The 16,935-nt window shown below is 52.6% G+C and carries 10 protein-coding genes; 2 read left to right on the top strand and 8 right to left on the bottom strand.

The annotated features are described in order from the left end of the window. The first annotated feature begins 96 nt into the window (after positions 1-96). Together ACTHPG_RS18945 and ACTHPG_RS18940 are read left to right on the top strand one after the other, a co-directional pair. Entirely contained in the window at positions 97-969 is an 873-nt protein-coding gene (locus ACTHPG_RS18945) for an arylamine N-acetyltransferase family protein (RefSeq protein ID WP_440391025.1), read from the top strand. Positions 970-1,043: 74 nt separating this feature from the next. Beyond that, positions 1,044-1,727, top strand: coding sequence for a 4'-phosphopantetheinyl transferase family protein (locus ACTHPG_RS18940; RefSeq protein ID WP_440391024.1), 684 nt, complete (start codon positions 1,044-1,046; stop codon positions 1,725-1,727). Between the two features lie 465 nt (positions 1,728-2,192). Here the strand turns inward: ACTHPG_RS18940 and ACTHPG_RS18935 are convergent, their stop codons facing one another. From ACTHPG_RS18935 to ACTHPG_RS18900, 8 genes are all read right to left on the bottom strand, one after another. Then, the gene (locus tag ACTHPG_RS18935; protein ID WP_440391023.1) at positions 2,193-3,677 is read right to left on the bottom strand and encodes an MDR family MFS transporter; all 1,485 of its coding nucleotides are present in this window, start codon (positions 3,675-3,677) and stop codon (positions 2,193-2,195) included. Then, positions 3,674-3,910 (bottom strand): MbtH family protein, encoded by a 237-nt coding sequence (locus ACTHPG_RS18930; RefSeq protein WP_440391022.1) that lies wholly within the window; start codon positions 3,908-3,910, stop codon positions 3,674-3,676. The genes ACTHPG_RS18935 and ACTHPG_RS18930 overlap by 4 nt, the downstream gene beginning before the upstream one ends. Before the next feature lie 12 nt (positions 3,911-3,922). After that, complete coding sequence (locus ACTHPG_RS18925; protein ID WP_440391407.1) at positions 3,923-11,149, bottom strand: amino acid adenylation domain-containing protein; 7,227 nt, start codon at positions 11,147-11,149, stop codon at positions 3,923-3,925. A 14-nt stretch (positions 11,150-11,163) separates the two neighbouring features. Beyond that, the gene (locus ACTHPG_RS18920; protein ID WP_440391021.1) at positions 11,164-12,162 is read right to left on the bottom strand and encodes an isochorismatase family protein; all 999 of its coding nucleotides are present in this window, start codon (positions 12,160-12,162) and stop codon (positions 11,164-11,166) included. A 37-nt stretch (positions 12,163-12,199) separates the two neighbouring features. Then, positions 12,200-13,816: a (2,3-dihydroxybenzoyl)adenylate synthase gene (locus ACTHPG_RS18915; protein ID WP_440391020.1), complete on the bottom strand. Its 1,617-nt coding sequence runs from the start codon at positions 13,814-13,816 to the stop codon at positions 12,200-12,202. Positions 13,817-13,819: 3 nt separating this feature from the next. After that, positions 13,820-15,163 carry an isochorismate synthase DhbC gene (gene dhbC / locus ACTHPG_RS18910; protein ID WP_440391019.1) on the bottom strand — a complete coding sequence of 448 codons (1,344 nt, stop codon included), beginning with the start codon at positions 15,161-15,163 and terminating at the stop codon, positions 13,820-13,822. A 26-nt stretch (positions 15,164-15,189) separates the two neighbouring features. Continuing rightward, the gene (locus tag ACTHPG_RS18905) at positions 15,190-15,975 is read right to left on the bottom strand and encodes a 2,3-dihydro-2,3-dihydroxybenzoate dehydrogenase (RefSeq protein ID WP_440391018.1); all 786 of its coding nucleotides are present in this window, start codon (positions 15,973-15,975) and stop codon (positions 15,190-15,192) included. Between the two features lie 69 nt (positions 15,976-16,044). Beyond that, on the bottom strand, positions 16,045-16,902 hold the full coding sequence (locus ACTHPG_RS18900; RefSeq protein ID WP_440391017.1) for an alpha/beta hydrolase: 858 nt from the start codon (positions 16,900-16,902) through the stop codon (positions 16,045-16,047). Positions 16,903-16,935: the final 33 nt, after the last annotated feature.

Raw genomic sequence — 16,935 nt, 5'->3', positions numbered from 1 at the left:
CATGTTGTTTTCACCCGTTCACTTCTACAATGAACTCAGGGCAGCAGAAGTTTATAAGCAATACCTGCTCCCACTATTTAACATGAGGTGATCTGGATGATTGAACGATTAAATACAGCTGAAATACAGGCCTATCTGAAACGGATCGGCATTGATGGTATAAAGAAACCCACACTGGAATTCTTGGCTGAACTCCAGCGAGCACATGTGCAATATCTATCCTGGCAAACCGTCGATATTTATACAGGTCGTCCTGTGGGTATCAGTCTTCAAGAGTCGATCCAACTTATATTACAAGGCCGCAGCGGCTACTGTTTTCATCTCAATGGTGCATTCAGTGTTCTTCTCCGCTCGCTGGGTTATACGGTTGATTGGCATCGGGGCGGAGTACAGCCTCATGGGGAACAACCCCGTGTGAACTCGTTCCATCTCGGTCTGTCTGTTCTTCTGCCGGATGCCGACCCGACAGTTGAGCGCTGGATTGTGGATGTAGGTCTTGGTGGAATGCCCTTCGAACCTCTGCCACTTCGTTATGGAACCTATGGTTCCGCTCCATTCACATACCAATTGATGCCATCATCTGTTGCAGCTGGGGGATGGCGGCTTGAGTACGAACCAAATGGGCCAAGTAAAGGCGTCGACTATGCCCCTGAGGCGGTTCACGATCTGGGGGAGTTCATACCGAAGCATGAATTCTACAGTCAAGCGACCGAATCACCGTGGCATAATGTATTTTTGCTTCGTCAGCGGGATGAGAACCGCAGTCACGAACTACGAGGTTGTATGCTCCGAACCCATGATATCGAAGGAATCCGCAAAACGGAGATTCAGACCTACACGCAGTGGCGTGACGTATTAACTGAACTATTCCATGAGCCATTGGTGAATTACAGTGAATTGGAATGCCAAGACATGTGGGAGCGATTGCAGGCTGCGCATACCGAGTGGAAACAAGCGCAAGAAGCATAGAGATCAATTAAGGGTTCGTTCCATATAAAGGAAAGTTATTGATTCGTGCCGAATACGTCCTTAGGTGATAAATGATGATAACAATTCGTGTGCTCCACGTTCCAGAAGTATTGCCCGAGGCGTACTGGAACCATTTCCTCTCGCAAGTCTCTGCTGAGCGTCGTGCCCAGGCTTCGCGTTTTGTGCGTCAGGCCGATGCGTATCGCTCCGTACTGGGAGAGATATTGACTCGTGTGACTTTGAGCAAGTTAACTGGACTGAGACCTGATGTGCTTTCTTTTACCCGTAATTCCTACGGCAAGCCTTCGCTCAGTCACCATTCGGATGTACCATTCAACGTCTCCCACTCTGGTGATTGGATTGCTCTGATCTCCGGCGGTACAGATGAACTGGGTGTGGATGTGGAAAAAACAGCACCCATTGACATGCAGATTGCAGAGCGATTCTTCTCTGCCATGGAGAGCCAGTTCTTGACTGCCGAGCCTGACAATCGGCAGCTGGAAACCTTCTACCGTCTATGGACGCTGAAGGAAAGTTATATCAAGGCAGTCGGTATGGGCTTGTCCATACCATTGGACTCCTTCGCGATCCTGCCTGACGAGGCAGGCGCTTGGCAATGTGAGCAGGCTGGGACATATCGCTTTCACAGTCAGCGACTGGATGAAGGGCATATGCTGGCAGCTTGTTCGGCTGGGGGAGAGCTGCCGAGCCAGCCCGAGATCATTACCTTGGAGGATCTATATACAGAGTTGGTTTAGTGCACGGCTAGTTGCGGCTTGATTGGGGGGGCTCTTGGAGTCTAGTTTGAGTTTGGGGGTAGGGTCAGGGTTAAGATTGGGTTCAAGCTTTAACGAATCTGACACGCCTTATTAACTAGAATTACGCGACTCTCGCACTCTAAGGAATCCTAAACACGTTATTCCCTTCAATATGCTCTGTTTTACGTTGTTATTGCTTAATTCTACACCAATAAGGTGGCTAAGGTTCGTTAGGTTTCCCTACACCCAATAATCCACTATTAAGAGGTGCGCGATTCGTTAGAATCTCTCACCTCTTCTTGCAAATAAATAAGCGATTAACCACTTACCTAACCGATCCAAAAAAGAGCGAGTCACTCCGGCGATAAATGTCTCCTTGCCCGGTATGACTCGCTCTTATTTATCAAAACTCTATTAGGTAGCACCATCTGCTTGTCTTTCGTTGCTTCGTTCTCAAACTCAATCCTATCCTTCTTGCTGTGCCACCGATTCTGAAGAACCCACCGCGGACGTACGTTTCAACTTGACAAATAATCCTCCAGCTGGCGTCTTCCGTATCGTGGCTGCCGCATCGGTATCACGGATTTTCAGGGCAAACCATAGCCCGATGAGCAGAAATGCTGCTGCCCCCAACAAAGCCAAACGGTACGCCAGCATATTCGGCTCCATCGCGCCTGTAGCAGTCACCGTTGTTGTACCTACACCTGCCAGAACAGCAGAGAGTAAAGCCATGCCGATGGCTGATCCCAGACGGTTTTGCACCGTGAACCAGGTGGAGGCTCGTCCCATGGATGCAGGCGGAATCTGGGCAAAGGCAGCAATCTGCACAGCCCCTACCGTTTGTCCCAGGAAAATTCCCACACCGAACAATAATGAACGGATGAACCATGGGTTCGTATCCACTGTGATCTGACTAAGCGTGATGAAAATGACTGCCGTACAGATCAAGCCCATCGATATCAGCTTTCGCGGGCCCAGCCGCGGATAAGTCCAAGGGACCAGCTGAGAAGCAATCATCAGTCCCAGCGCTTCCGGGAATGTGGTTAGCCCGGTTTCCAGTGCAGAGGCCTGTAGTACATTTTGATACATTAATGGGAACACATACAGCATGCCCAGCAGTCCAGCTGCCCCACATACGGATACCAGGCCTGTATAACGGAACAGTCGGTGCTTCAGCAAACGCAGATCAAGCAAGGGCTGCTTGGCGCGCAGCTCCACCACAACGAGCAACGTCAGCAGCAGCATGCCTGCAAAGCCCGCTCCCATAATAAGCGGTGACGTCCATCCCCGCAGCGGCCCCTGACTGAGCGCATACATCATCAGTGCGAGTCCCGGTGCAGATAATAACCACCCCGGCAGATCAAGTCGACCAGCTCCCTGTTCTCGGTGCTCCTTCAGATACAGTATGCCGAAGATCACGGCTGGAATACCAACAGGCAGATTCACATAGAAAATCCAGCGCCACGACAGTTGATCCACAATCAATCCGCTCACAATCGGCCCCAAGGCTGGAGCAAGGGCAATGGGCAGCACCAACATACGAGATACCTTGGCCCGCTCCTGCGGTGGAAAGGTCCGAAATAACATCGCCATCCCTACAGGTGTAAGCAGACCACCTCCTGCTCCCTGCAAGATGCGGAAAAATGTCAACGTGCCTAGTTGATCAGCTGTGGCACACAGCGCAGAGGACACCGTAAACAGTGTCAACGCCGACAGGAAAACCCGTTTCGTGCCCCATCGGTCACCAAGCCATCCGGCAACAGGCAGAAATACAGCCAAACTCACCAAATAACCTACATTCAAGGTACCGGCAGCAGCCGGGGGAATACCCAGTTCGTCACTGATGGTTCGCAGCGCCACGTTTAAAACCGTTGCATCCATGGCAACCATAAACATCGCCAGAACATAGACAATGCTCACAATTGCCTTTGGATTCAGACGAAACCTCATCTGCCAACCTCATGAATCATCCCCGGCATCCCCGTTTCATCACAGAGACTCAGCGGCTTCAGGTCCGTCCACTGCTCCGCAATGTAATCCAGACATACACGTCGTTTGGCTTTCTCCAGCATCAGGGTCCAACCTGCCGGTACCGGAATGGATGCAGGCCACAGCGAATACTGTCCTTCATCGTTCATTAACACCAGATAATTGCTGTCTTCATATTCGAAAGGGTTGCTCATCAGCTCATCCTCCTATTTGTGTTGAATGTTACGCTTCTTGTTCAGCATCTCCAGCCGGACGGACAGGGTACGGCAAATTTCCTCCAATGGACCCGGCTGACAAAGGTCTTTGTGACGACAGGCAATATCATGACGTTCCAATTGGCCTCCAATGAATGTATTCCACATCTCGGGTTCGATCGGATCGAACCAGTCGGGAATAATGGTAGAACGGAAGAAGATCAGGTCACCTTCGAATCGGGATGGCGTGTACGCCCCCAAGATCCGGACGGAATTTTCATAGGTTTTCCGCAGCTTCATGATCGTCTCTTCATCCAGACTTGCAAGTGCACTTCCTTCGCTGCGCAGGATGCGCATTGCTGTAGCCATATCCAGCGGCCCATCCCCAATACTGTCCGGATCATATCCGCCGAGTGCAAGCAATGCCGTTAACGCCTCTTCCTCATCCGGTTCCCCGCGAATAGGTAGATAGTGACTCGGATACGCATCCAGCATGGCGAGAAACTCTACTTCCTCCCCTTCGGACTGAAGTTGCACGGCCATAGCCTGAGCCACGTTACCGCCCAGTGACCAGCCGAGCAAACGATACGGGCCTTGCGGCTGCACAGACCGGATGTGACGGATGTAATCCGCCGTCATATCCTCCAGTGTCGACGGGAGCTCCTCGTACTCGGCAATCCCTCTTGCCTGCAATCCGTACAGCGGATACTCCATGCCCAGATGTTTCATCAACCCGGCATAACACCAACTGAGTCCTCCCGCCGGATGCACACAGAATACAGGCAGATGCTGCCCATGAGTCCTCAGCGGTAACAACACTTGCAGCGAGCTTTTCCCGGAATCGGCACCCATCTCCAATCGCTCGGCCAGACCAGCTACCGTGGCGGTCTCGAACAAAATACCGATGCCCGGCTCCTTGCCCATCGCTTCGCGAATTCGACTCATCAGGCGCACCGCAAGCAGCGAATGACCACCCAGTTCGAAGAAGCTGTCATCAATACTCACACTCCGCAATCCCAATACTTCGGCAAACAGATCACAGAGAATCTGCTCCTGCGGATTGCGCGGTGCTCGGCCATCAACCGAACATTGCATCTCCGGGGCAGGCAACGCCTTGCGATCCAGCTTGCCATTTGGCGTAAGTGGCAGGATGTCCATCCAAACAACCGCAGACGGAACCATATAATCCGGAAGGCTCGCTGCCGCATGTCGGCGTAACGCAGCCGTTTCCAGTTTCGCTTCAACGTCCGATGCAGGAACAGTATAAGCGACAAGACGCTTATCTCCCGGCTGGTCTTCACGAACGATAACAGCAGCCTGAGCCACGCTCGGATGTTTTGCCAGTACAGCCTCAATCTCGCCAAGCTCAATACGGAACCCGCGGATTTTCACCTGTTGATCTGCTCGTCCCAGATAATCGAGCGAACCGTCGTGCAGGCGCTTTGCCAAGTCCCCTGTACGATACATTCGTGTACCCGGTGGTCCATAAGGATCCGCGACGAATCGCTCTGCCGTGAGATCCGGCCGTCCCCAATATCCACGTGCCAGACCGGCTCCCGCCACATACATCTCTCCAGTTACACCTGTCGGCACAGGCTTCAGATCATCATCCAACACATAGACGCGCAGGTCTGGAATAGCGCATCCAATCCAGCTGCTTGCGCCTTCTGCAGCGCTGCCCGCGTGCAGTTCCTTGTAGCTGACATGAACCGTTGTTTCCGTAATACCATACATATTGATGAGTCTTGGAGCGTCATCCGCATGGCGTTCATACCAGTCATCCAAACGTCCCAGCTCCAGTGCCTCGCCTCCAAAGATCACATAGCGGAGCGCAAGCTGCTGTCCCGAGACCGGATTTTCCCTGTCAGCCTGCATCAGTTGGTAGAATGCAGATGGCGTCTGGTTCAGTACGGTTACCTTCTTTTCGGCCAGCAGTTGCAGGAACGCTCCAGGTGATCGGCTAATCTCATGGGGAACAACAACCAAGCTGCCTCCATACAACAGAGGGCCCCAGATTTCCCACACGGAGAAGTCAAACGCATAGGAATGGAACAACGTCCACACATCGCTCTCGTCAAAATGGAACCAGTGCTGCGTAGCATCCAGTAACCGGATGACATTCGCATGCGGAATCACGACACCTTTGGGTTTCCCTGTTGAACCGGAGGTATAGATCATGTAAGCCGGGCTCAGCGGAGTCACCCGTCCGTTCCGTTCATGGTCTGCCGGGTTTCGCTCATCCATGGATTCCAATTGCCGCTGGGTATGCAGATCGTCCATGTTGATACATTCAATATTCGCCATCTGCGGCAGCAGGGCGTATACGTCTGTACTTGTAATCATCACTTTTGGCGCTGCGTCCGTCAGCATATGCGTTAAACGGTCTGCCGGATAATGCGGGTCCATGGGCAGATAGGCAGCGCCCGTTTTGAGTACAGCAAGAATGGCTACGACCATCTCTACCGATCGAGGTAAGGCTAAAGCCACCATCTGTTCCGGCCCAGCACCTTCTGCGATCAACAGTCTCGCCATTCGATTAGCCCGTGCATTCAGCTCCCTGTAAGTCATACAGATATCCTCACAATGGAGGGCGACCGAACTGGGGTGAGCGGCTGCCTGCACTTCAAAATGCTCGGCTATGGTCAGCTGTGGACCTTCATGCGGTGAAGATGTCCACTCCTTCTCAAGCTGGGCATGCTCTGAAGGTGTAACCAGGTCAAATCTGCTGATGCGTTCATCCATCTGCTGTACAGCATCCTCAAGCACCTGCATTAACCGAACCACCAGCTCTCCAGCAGTCGATTCACGGTAGAGATCTGTACTATACTCCAGTACACCTTCAATTCCGGCTGGGAGTCCGTTCTGCTCCCGTTTCTCCGTCAGTTCAAGTGTGAGATCGAATTTGGATGAACCCACACCGTGGATGCGAGTCTCCGCTTCAACACCTGGCAGGTCAAGACGAACATCTGGCGTGTTTTGAAGCACCAGCATCACCTGAAAGAGTGGATGTTTGGAACGCGATCGGGGCGGATTCAGCACTTCGACCAGCCGTTCAAACGGTAAATCCTGATGTTCATAAGCCGCAAGATCTGCATCCCGTACGCGGGCCAATAGCTCTCGGAAAGTAGGATCGCCCGAAGTGTCTGTACGCAGAACAAGCGTATTGATGAACATCCCCACGACATCATCCAGCGCATCGTCACTCCGTCCGGCAATCGGTGTACCTATCGCAATATCCGTCCCTGCACCCATTCGAGTAAGCAGCACGGATAACGCGGAGTGCAGAAGCATAAACAGACTGACTTTATGCTCACGGGCAACTATCGCAAGCTGCTCATGCAGACGTTGACTGATCGTAAACGGCACCGATCCGCCTCGGTAACTGGACACAACTGGACGGGCATAGTCTGCAGGGAACGTGATTTGTTCTGGCAATCCTGCTAGCCGATCAGTCCAGAACGCTAACTGCCTCGCGATCAGACTGTCCTGCCGCTTCTCATCCCCAAGCAGGCTCTCCTGCCACACCGCATAATCTGCATACTGAATGCGTAGCGGCTCCCAAGCCGGAGCAGACCCACGCAGACGAGCAGTATAGGCCTCCGACAAGTCCCGGATGAGCCGTGATAAGGACCATCCGTCCCCTGCAATGTGATGAGTCAGCAACAGCAATGCATGTTCATCCGCATCCGTATGGAATAATTCCGCGCGTATACCCGGCTCGGTACTAAGTTCGAAGCTGTAACGTGACGCTTCTGCCAGCAGCTCGGGCAGCTTCTCAGACGAAGCCCGGGTGAGCTTCATATTCACCGTCACCTCTGATGCAGGGAGGATATGCTGGCTCGCCGAACCCAGATCTGGCGGATACAATGTGCGCAGCGTCTCGTGACGGGCAACAATATCTTGCAGAGCGTTTCGGAGAGCGTCCACATCCAGCTTCCCGGTCAACCGTGCAACCAACGGAATATTGTAGGTGGGATTAGCCCCCTCAAGGCAATAGAGGAACCATAACCGTCGCTGGGCAAAGGAAAGCGGAATCTCACCCGCACGCGGAACAGGTTGAATAACGGGTCTGACGGACTTCGCCTGATCCAGCTTTCGGGCAAGCCCTGCCGCTGTCGGAGATTCAAACACACTGCCGATGTTCAATTCAGCTCCGAATACATCACGCACTCGGGCTATAATTCGCCCGGCCAGCAGGGAATGTCCACCCAGTTCGAAGAAATCATCATCAATCCCTACGCGAGCTACACCCAGAATCTCTGCAAACAGGCTGCACAGGATCTCCTCCTGCGGTGTACGTGCCTCCCTTCCGTTTGCATTAGATATCAATGCAGGCACAGGAAGACGTTTGCGATCGATTTTTTTGTTCGGTGTCAGCGGCATCTCTGGAAGCAGCATGAAGGCAGAGGGCACCATATAATCCGGTAACGCATCACCTACGTGTGCTCTGATATCAGCCAGATCCATGTCAGCTTGACGATCTTCCGCATCAACCACAATATATGCCGCTAACCGCTGATTCCCAGGTTGGTCTTCACGCGCCATGACCGTGACCTGTGCTACACCCGGATATCTGGAGATGACTGATTCAATCTCCCCCAGTTCAATACGAAAGCCCCTAATTTTGATCTGATGATCTGCTCGTCCCAAATAATCGATGGAACCGTCCGGCAACCATTTGGCCAAGTCTCCTGTCCGGTACATTCTGCTGCCCGGCTGTCCGAAGGGACTCGCGACAAAACGTTCTGCGGTCAGATCAGGTCTGCCCAAATATCCCCGTGCAAGTCCCTCTCCTGCGATATACAATTCCCCTGCTACACCCGGAGGGACAGGTTGCATACTCTGATCCAGCACATAGAGCTGTGTGTTACGAACCGGACCACCAATAGACGGTTTGCCTGAATGTCCTTTCCCAAGCGATGCAGCTGTAGAATAGATGGTTGTCTCCGTTGGCCCGTACTGATTATTGACCTGACAACCCAACGCCTCCAGCGAAAGCTTCAGTTCCTCGGATAAGGCCTCTCCTCCGGTAATCACCGTTATTCCGTCGAACCTTCCCGGGCGGCTCGCAACCAGAGACTGCCATAACGTTGGCGTAGCCTGTATAATCGTCGTCTCTTGCTCTCTCATCTTCCTGGCCAGTGCTACCGGATCAAGAATGGTTTCCTTTTGTGCGATATCCAGTCTGGCCCCAGTCGTCAGAGGCAGGAAGATTTCCAGTACCGAGATGTCAAAAGCAATCGTGGTCACCGACAGCCAGCGATCCTGCGGACCGACATGTAGTCTCGTCTTCATATCTTCAAGCAGATTCGCTAATCCAAGATGGGTCACAGCTACACCCTTTGGTTTACCGGTAGAACCCGAGGTATAGATCAGATACGCAGGGTTGAGCAGAGAACCTGTGCCTGTCAGATCGTCATCTTCGGGATTGCTTCCCGACCGACCGCTCACTGCCTGTATCCTGTCCGGTTCATCCATGACCAGAATCGGTACACCGGACGCCTGCGGAATGTGAGAGAAGTTGTTCATCACCGTCACTACACAAGCAGGCTTGGCATCCTCCAACATGTAGATGAGACGCTCTTCGGGATAATCCGGATCAAGCGGCAGATAGGCTGCTCCTGTTTTGTGAACAGCTACAATCGCGATGACCACTTCCAATGAACGAGGCATCGCAATGCCAACCACCTGCTCCGGCCCTGCCCCGTAAGTCTGTATCAGTTCATGTGCCAGTTGATTGGCACGTTCGTTCAGCTCTGCGTAAGTCAGCGATGTCCCTTCGAATGTCACTGCTGCTGCAAGAGGTGTACGCCGAACCTGCTGCTCAAATAGCGCTGCCGAATTCGATTCAACGAAGGCATGTTGCGTCTGATTCCATCCTTCCAGCACTTGTTCGCGTTCGGCAGGGAGCAGAATGTTGATCTGTCCAACCGATATGTCTTCTGCCCCTTCTGACATCATGGATTGCAGGATTTGCACATAACGAAGCTGATGATTACGCAATTCCGAATCCACATAGATCGAAGGGTTCGCATCAAAAGAAATACTCAGTCCATGACCATGTCCCTGGTCTACAATATGAATCGACAGATCGTCCACCGGACCGGTGGACAGATTATGGATCATGCCGCGTGCGCCTGCAAAATTCAACTCATGATGGAAGGGCATTACATTGATCATCGGTCCAAACAGACGCCGATTCTCTCCCAGAAGCCTGAGGTCTCGCCGCAGGTCCTGATGTCGGTATCGCTGGTGTTTGCGTACGGACCGAATCTCCTTCACAATCTGTCCCATCAATTCAGACAAGTTCATCTGCGAATTCAGGTACAGGCGGAGCGGAAGCACATTCATGACCATGCCCGGAACACGCAGCGATGCTGAACCCAATCGGCACATCACGGGCAAGGCCAGAACAACATCGTTGGACCCTGTCATTCGCTGCACATAGACCGCTGTTGCCGCTACACACAGATCCGGCCAAGTCGCACCGAACCTCCCCGCTGCTGCTTGCAATTGCTCCCGTTGTGACGGCGTGAGCACCGCACTCTGTCGTAAGAACTCGGTGGATGTACGCGAAGCACGTTCACCCAGACTGACCACATCCGGTGCATCCGCGAATCGGTCGATCCAGAACTGCTGATCCTGCTCACGGTTGGTGGAGGATGAGTACACTTCATCTTCTTCCAGAACGGAAGTCAGTGATCCAAACGCTGCCGTGCCCTGTACCTGTCCCGCACCCTCTCCCTGAATGCTTGCAGAGTACAAGCTGGCAACCCTGCGTGTGATCAGGGATACGCCGTACCCATCAATCGCAATATGGTGAATGCGCTGGTACCAGTAATACCGATCCTCACTCACCCGGAACAGAGCTTCTGTGAAGAGTGGACCAACTGCCAGATCAACAGGCTGTGCCAGATCCTGCTTCATCCAGTTGAGCGCAGCCGTATGAGGATCAGCCTGATTACGCACATCCATGACATGGAATGTCCAATCATTCCTATTGGTGCGCAGACATTGCCACGGGCCTTGCTCATTTTCGCCATATACCATATTCAGCGATTCGGCCTCCATCACGGTCTGGCGTACACTCTCCTCTAAGCGTCCCGTATGGATCTCACCCTCAATAACCACATACTCGGCCGTGTTGTACATCGGGTTGTCCGGATTCAACTGTTGGGCATACCAGATGCCCGACTGTGCAGAAGATAAAGGCCAAGCTGTGTTCCGACTATGCGACATCTGCACCGCCCCGCTCAAAAGTAGTCTCCGTTCGGCAGTACTTTCGGTTGGACATGATCAAGGAGTCTTGCCCAAGCGGCCAATGTAGGCTGCTCCGCCAGATCAACAAAGGTAACCTCTGCTCCTTCCGCGCGAAAACGTTCAGCCAGACTCATCATGCGAATGGAATCCATTCCCCAGTTCTGAATCAGATCATCATGCTCCCCAATGGAATTGGGCTGCTCCTGTAACAGATCACCAATCTGAGCTCGTAATGCTACCAACCTTGCATGATCAACGCCTTCTCGTCCTTCTACGACACGCCCAGTCTCCGCGGTGGATGCTGAGTGCTGCTGCACCTCGGACGTAACTTCCTCTCCAATTCTGGTTGAAGCTGATGCATTCAGCAACGCAATCGAACGTTCGGTCGTTAGTGTTACCGCACACCGCTCTGCCGCGTACGTCAGCGCCATACGATGTTTTTCCGCTGAAAAATCAGCAACCGCATCGGCAATCAGAAACGCCTGAATGTCTCGCATGAATGCCTCACTTGACGTCATCAGACATCCGATATGCGCATATATGCCGCAAACCATCAATTGATCCCGGTCTTGCCGCTCCATCAATTCAAGCAGTTCTGTCTTCTGGAAGGCGCTGTAGCGCCATTTGGTCATGAAGATGTCCTGTGGAGTGGGTGCTAGCGATTCTACAATTTCTTTTTGCACAGGTCCGCCATCAATCCCCGCACCCCAGAAATCCAGCTGTAACCCACGCTGCTCCGGTGTCTGCCCACCCGGTTGTGCCGAGTAGACCACGGGAATCCCTAGTTCATGACACGTTGAACGAAGCTCTGCAATATGATCAATCAGCTCTACCGCCGGGGATGCTCCCGCCGTAAATGCATTCATGAAATAGTTCTGCATATCGTGGATCAAGAGTACTGCACGCTTCGCATCCGGTGTCCAGGCTACCTTGTTGACCGGAAGCTCCGAAGCTACAGGCATTGCATATGGTTGAATCACTGGAAGTGCCATGAATATCCCTCTTTTCGGCTTTATTTATCAAAAATTCTTATTTAGTTACAGGTTGCTCGGTGGTGAACATCTCACGTAATGCTTTTTTGCTGACCTTACCTACTTGCGTCTTCGGAAAAGCGTCTACCCACTCAATCCGGTCCGGGATTTTATAACTGGCCAGGCCCCGATTGCGTAGAAACGATTTGATCTCGGCCACCGCCAGCGCATCACCGTTTGGCACGATAAAGGCGCAAGAGCGTTCGCCCAGATACTCATCCGGCATGGAGACCAAAGCTGCATCATGCACACCAGGATGGGCCAGCAGGTGATTTTCCACTTCCTCGGCAGCCACTTTATCCCCGCCACGGTTAATCTGATCCTTCGCCCGCCCTTCGACAACGAGATATCCGTCAGCCGTCAGGCTCGCAATATCGCCTGTGCGATAGAAACCGTCCGTAGTAAACGATCTGGCGTTATGTTCCTCGGCTTTGTAATAACCACGAATGGTATAGGGCCCGCGTGTCAGTAGGTGTCCGGCTTGTCCCTGCTCCACCTCAACGTCTTCGTCATCCACAATCCGCACCTCGTCATAGGGTGACATTGGTTTCCCTTGTGTATGGGTAATGACATGCTCGGAATCGTCGAGACGTGTGTAGTTCACCAGCCCTTCGGCCATCCCAAACACCTGTTGTAATGTACAGCCAAGAACCGGTTTGACGCGTGCCGCCACCTCTGCACTGAATTTGGCTCCCCCCACTTGAAGCACCTGGAGCGACGGAAGCTTGGTTCCTCGGGCAGCCGCTGCGTTGAGCCAGACGAGAGCCAGCGGCGGCACCAACGCCGTGATCGTTACCTGATGGCGCATAATCAACGGAAAGGCTTCATCCGGGCTTGATCCCCGTGACAGCACAATCGTGCCACCTGCGTACAACGTGCCCAGAATGCCAGGTGAGCTCATTGGATAGTTATGTGCTACAGGTAGTGCAGCCAGATAGACGCTTTCGGGACTGAGACCACACACCTCAACGCTTCTTCGTAAACTGTAAATGTAGTCATCATGAGTACGTGGGATCATCTTGGACAACCCGGTACTTCCACCCGACAACTGTAGAAAAGCAACATCCGAAGACATCGGTTCATCCGGCAGTGTGACAGGTTCTGCATAGACATCTTCCAATGCTGTAAACGGCCCGGCCTCTCCCGCCACGAAAATATGCCGAAGTCCCGGAACCTCTGCCTGTACCTCCTCTGCCAACGTGCGATAATCAAATCCTCCATCCTGATCCGGAATCAGATATGCTACGGCCTCGGAGAACCGAGCGAAATATGTGATTTCGCTCTTTCGATGCAAGGGAAGAGCGAATACAGGCAGCGCACCGATGCGGAATAAAGCAAAACATGCTTCAGCAAACGCTATAATATTGGGCAGCTGAAGAATAACCCGGTCATGCTGCCGGATGCCTTTGGCATATAAACCAGAAGCCAATCGATCCACCCGGTCATCCAGTTCTGCATAAGTGAGCTGTTGTTCACCGCTAATAACGGCTACCCGATTGCCATATAGATCAGCTCGCTGGCGAAGCATTTCCCCAAACGTAATCCCTTCCCAGCAACCCTCCTGCCGATAACGCTCTGCAACTTCCTCAGGCCAAGCCTGATATCCTGACAGCATTGCTCATTCCTCCTTCTGACTGGACACAGTCGAATCCAAACCCATCGCGAGCAGCATCGTTCTGAACTTGGCAGCAGTCTCTGCCAGCTCAGCTTCTGCTGTAGAACCTGCTACAATGCCCGCTCCAGCGAACAATTTCACAGCTGTGCCTTCCACTTCAGCACATCGGATTGTTACGGCCCACTCGCCGTCGCCCTCACTGTCGCACCAGCCCACCATTCCCGTAAATAATCCCCGGTCGAACGGCTCCTGTTGCTTAATCGCTGCCCGCGCAGCCTGTACAGGTGTTCCACAGATGGCGGGTGTGGGATGAAGAGCCAAAGCGAGCTCCAGTGACGTTGTGGCTGCGTCCGCCAGCTCTCCGTGGATTTCGGTGGATAAATGCCACATCGTGCGCGTCTGAATCAGCGAAGGTTCTGCTGGAACGGATAGTTGGCGGCATAATGGGCGCAGTGCCTCCACAACTGCCTCAATGACTACGGCGTGTTCATGCCGATCCTTGGCTGAAGCCAGCAGTGCCTCTGCACGGCGGCGATCTTCTGCTGGATCATCACTCCGGGCAGCAGAGCCTGCCAGTGGGTTGGCACGTACTTTTAATCCTTTGCGGGTAACTAATAGTTCTGGACTTGCCCCGATGAAGGTGCGACTCGTTTGGTTTCCAATTTGTTCGTCTATTTTTAAATGTTTTTCCTTCGTTGTTAGAGTACTTTTTGACTGAGTTATGCTCTTCATTGGTACAGCAAATGTATATCCATGCGTGTTGTCCTTGAACAAATTACGCAGTAATTGATGCGTGTCCACAATGGTCTGTGATGTCACCTCAAGTGTACGGGATAACACGACTTTGTGGAGGGCACCCTGGTTCAGGTCAGCCAATACGTTATCTACACTTTGCTCATACACTGTCCCCGCCGGTGCCTCAACGACCTCACAACCTACAGCTGCTGGCAGCTTCTGAATGAATGCTCGTGATTCCAAGGGTAGCGGTTCAGCCCACTGCACCGTCTCTGGTACATATAGCTCAACAGAATCGTCTAGCGGATCAAACGGGATGGCGCCAACCACCATCGGGTTCGATTGTCCAGCTTGTTTGGCCTTGTCCATAAGCTGTTGAATACCATCTATATAAAAATGTATCTCTTCCTTATGTTTATGTTCAATAAGATCAGCAGAATCGCTGGGATCTGATAGAATTGCGTGCTCCGAATGTAGCGGAGACCAACGAATCCGTTCTCCTTGCGCGAGCAAGGTATGTTGCGGTGAAGACCAGAAAAAGGACGTCCCCTCCCGATATTGCTCCAGAAGGTGTATGGCGGAAGTTGCAGTGACCGTACCCGCTTTTGACATGATTCATCATCTCCTTATCTCTTGATTCAGGCACCAAGTGTGGCGCCTCCATCCACACATAGATCGTGCATCGTAATATGTCTGGCTTGATCCGAAACCAGGTAGACCACCGCGTCCGCGATATCCTCTGGTAATGCCATCCTGTTCAGCGGAATGCCCAAGCGGAAAGTTTGCGGTGAGCCTGCAATGACTGCCTCTGCGCCATATTCATCCTGCCACATAGCTCGCTGCATTGGCGTGTCCGTTGAGCCTGGAGAGACAATATTGCAACGAATATGCCGATCCGCGTATTCCAGAGCCAAACATTTGGTGAAGATGGTCGATGCGGCTTTGGAAGCCGCGTAAGCAGACATGTGCATTCGCGGAACACCCGCAGCATTCGAACCAACGGTAACTACCGCACCCGTCTGGCGTTCAGCCATATTTCTCACTACCGCACGCGACATATAAAATACACCATGCGTATTCACGTCAAATGTCTTCGTCCATTCTTCATCTGTCAGCTCGCTGACTGCCCCTGTGTGCAGTACCCCCGCTGCATTCACCAGAATGCCAATGGGGCCCACGGTCTCTTCGATCCGTTGAACGGTATCCTCAACCGCTTGACGATTCGATATATCAGCAACGTGGGCTGTTGCCTGATGGCCCTGACTGTGCAGATCGGTGACCAGTTGATTCAGCAAAGACTCCTGTCGATCCACCAGAGCAACGATAGCGCCATTCTGTACAAGCAACCTCGCCACCGCTTCACCTATTCCTTGCGCAGCACCGGTGACCACGGCTACTGTTCCATGGATTCCTGTGTAGCTCACCTCGTATACCTCCCTTACTACCTATAGCTGTGTTCTCCCCTAGAAAATTTCCCTCATTCCATCCTTCTATCACTCCGGACTACAGGCAAAACGCATCGTGCGACTAATCAGAAAAGGCAATACCGAGACATGGTTCTCTTCCTCGAACTCGGTGTAGGCGATATTTAGCCCCGGCTGATTTAATGCAGATAAACGTTCCGTGAGACTCGATGCCTTGTCATTGTTACGAGCCGGGTGGGTCTTCTCCTGTTCTCCCATACCGATCCACACCCTGACATTCACCGGATGCTGTTCCAGCCTTGCAACAAACTCCTGTTCCTCGGCCTGCATGACCTTCTGATTCCAGTGCAACGAGGGACTGCCGGCAATGTAATATCGAAAAGCCTCTGGCTTCTTAAATAATGCATGGATCACGAACAACCCACCGAGCGAATGACCAAATATAGCCTGTCTATCCCGATCAATCCGAAATTGCTGCTCCATATCCGGTTTCAGTTCTTCTTCAATAAAACGCAAGAATGCATCGGCGCCTCCTTGTTCCGGAAGAGGTGTACCATCGGACTTTGTGGTATATTCCGTTGTGGCCTTTGGAGTGAAGTCATAATATCGGTGAGGGGAAAAGGGGCCCGTGATTGGGTACCCAATGCCTACGACAATTGCTGGGACCGCTCCTGTCTTCTCCGGTCTGCGTCCCTGTACACGAATGGCTTCCACCATGGTGCCGAATACGGAATTGGCATCCAGCAGGTAAATCACCGGGTAACCGGACGGAGGCGGAGGTTCGGCAGGCTTGAATACCATAATCTGATAGTCATGATGGCCTGAACGTGATTTCATGATCCATTGTTCGGCGTTTGGGATATGAACGGTACTGCGTGCGATGTGCTCCAGGGAGCCAGGAACGGTTGGGTTGGGCTGAAACGTCATTACGGATGGGTCCTCCTCGTTGTTCTGCTTATA

It is taken from the genome of Paenibacillus sp. SAF-068, from assembly GCF_051967555.1.
Taxonomy (GTDB): domain Bacteria; phylum Bacillota; class Bacilli; order Paenibacillales; family Paenibacillaceae; genus Paenibacillus.
The sequence above is the reverse complement of the archived record's forward strand: the minus strand, read 5'-3'. Positions and strand labels throughout refer to the sequence as shown.

What these genes read in the sequence shown, in the direction of transcription:
- ACTHPG_RS18945 (WP_440391025.1), top strand. Translation starts at nt 97, where the DNA reads ATGATTGAACGATTAAATACAGCTGAAATACAGGCCTATCTGAAACGG.
- ACTHPG_RS18940 (WP_440391024.1), top strand. Translation starts at nt 1,044, where the DNA reads ATGATAACAATTCGTGTGCTCCACGTTCCAGAAGTATTGCCCGAGGCG.
- ACTHPG_RS18935 (WP_440391023.1), bottom strand. Translation starts at nt 3,677, where the DNA reads ATGAGGTTTCGTCTGAATCCAAAGGCAATTGTGAGCATTGTCTATGTT.
- ACTHPG_RS18930 (WP_440391022.1), bottom strand. Translation starts at nt 3,910, where the DNA reads ATGAGCAACCCTTTCGAATATGAAGACAGCAATTATCTGGTGTTAATG.
- ACTHPG_RS18925 (WP_440391407.1), bottom strand. Translation starts at nt 11,149, where the DNA reads ATGTCGCATAGTCGGAACACAGCTTGGCCTTTATCTTCTGCACAGTCG.
- ACTHPG_RS18920 (WP_440391021.1), bottom strand. Translation starts at nt 12,162, where the DNA reads ATGGCACTTCCAGTGATTCAACCATATGCAATGCCTGTAGCTTCGGAG.
- ACTHPG_RS18915 (WP_440391020.1), bottom strand. Translation starts at nt 13,816, where the DNA reads ATGCTGTCAGGATATCAGGCTTGGCCTGAGGAAGTTGCAGAGCGTTAT.
- dhbC (WP_440391019.1), bottom strand. Translation starts at nt 15,163, where the DNA reads ATGTCAAAAGCGGGTACGGTCACTGCAACTTCCGCCATACACCTTCTG.
- ACTHPG_RS18900 (WP_440391017.1), bottom strand. Translation starts at nt 16,902, where the DNA reads ATGACGTTTCAGCCCAACCCAACCGTTCCTGGCTCCCTGGAGCACATC.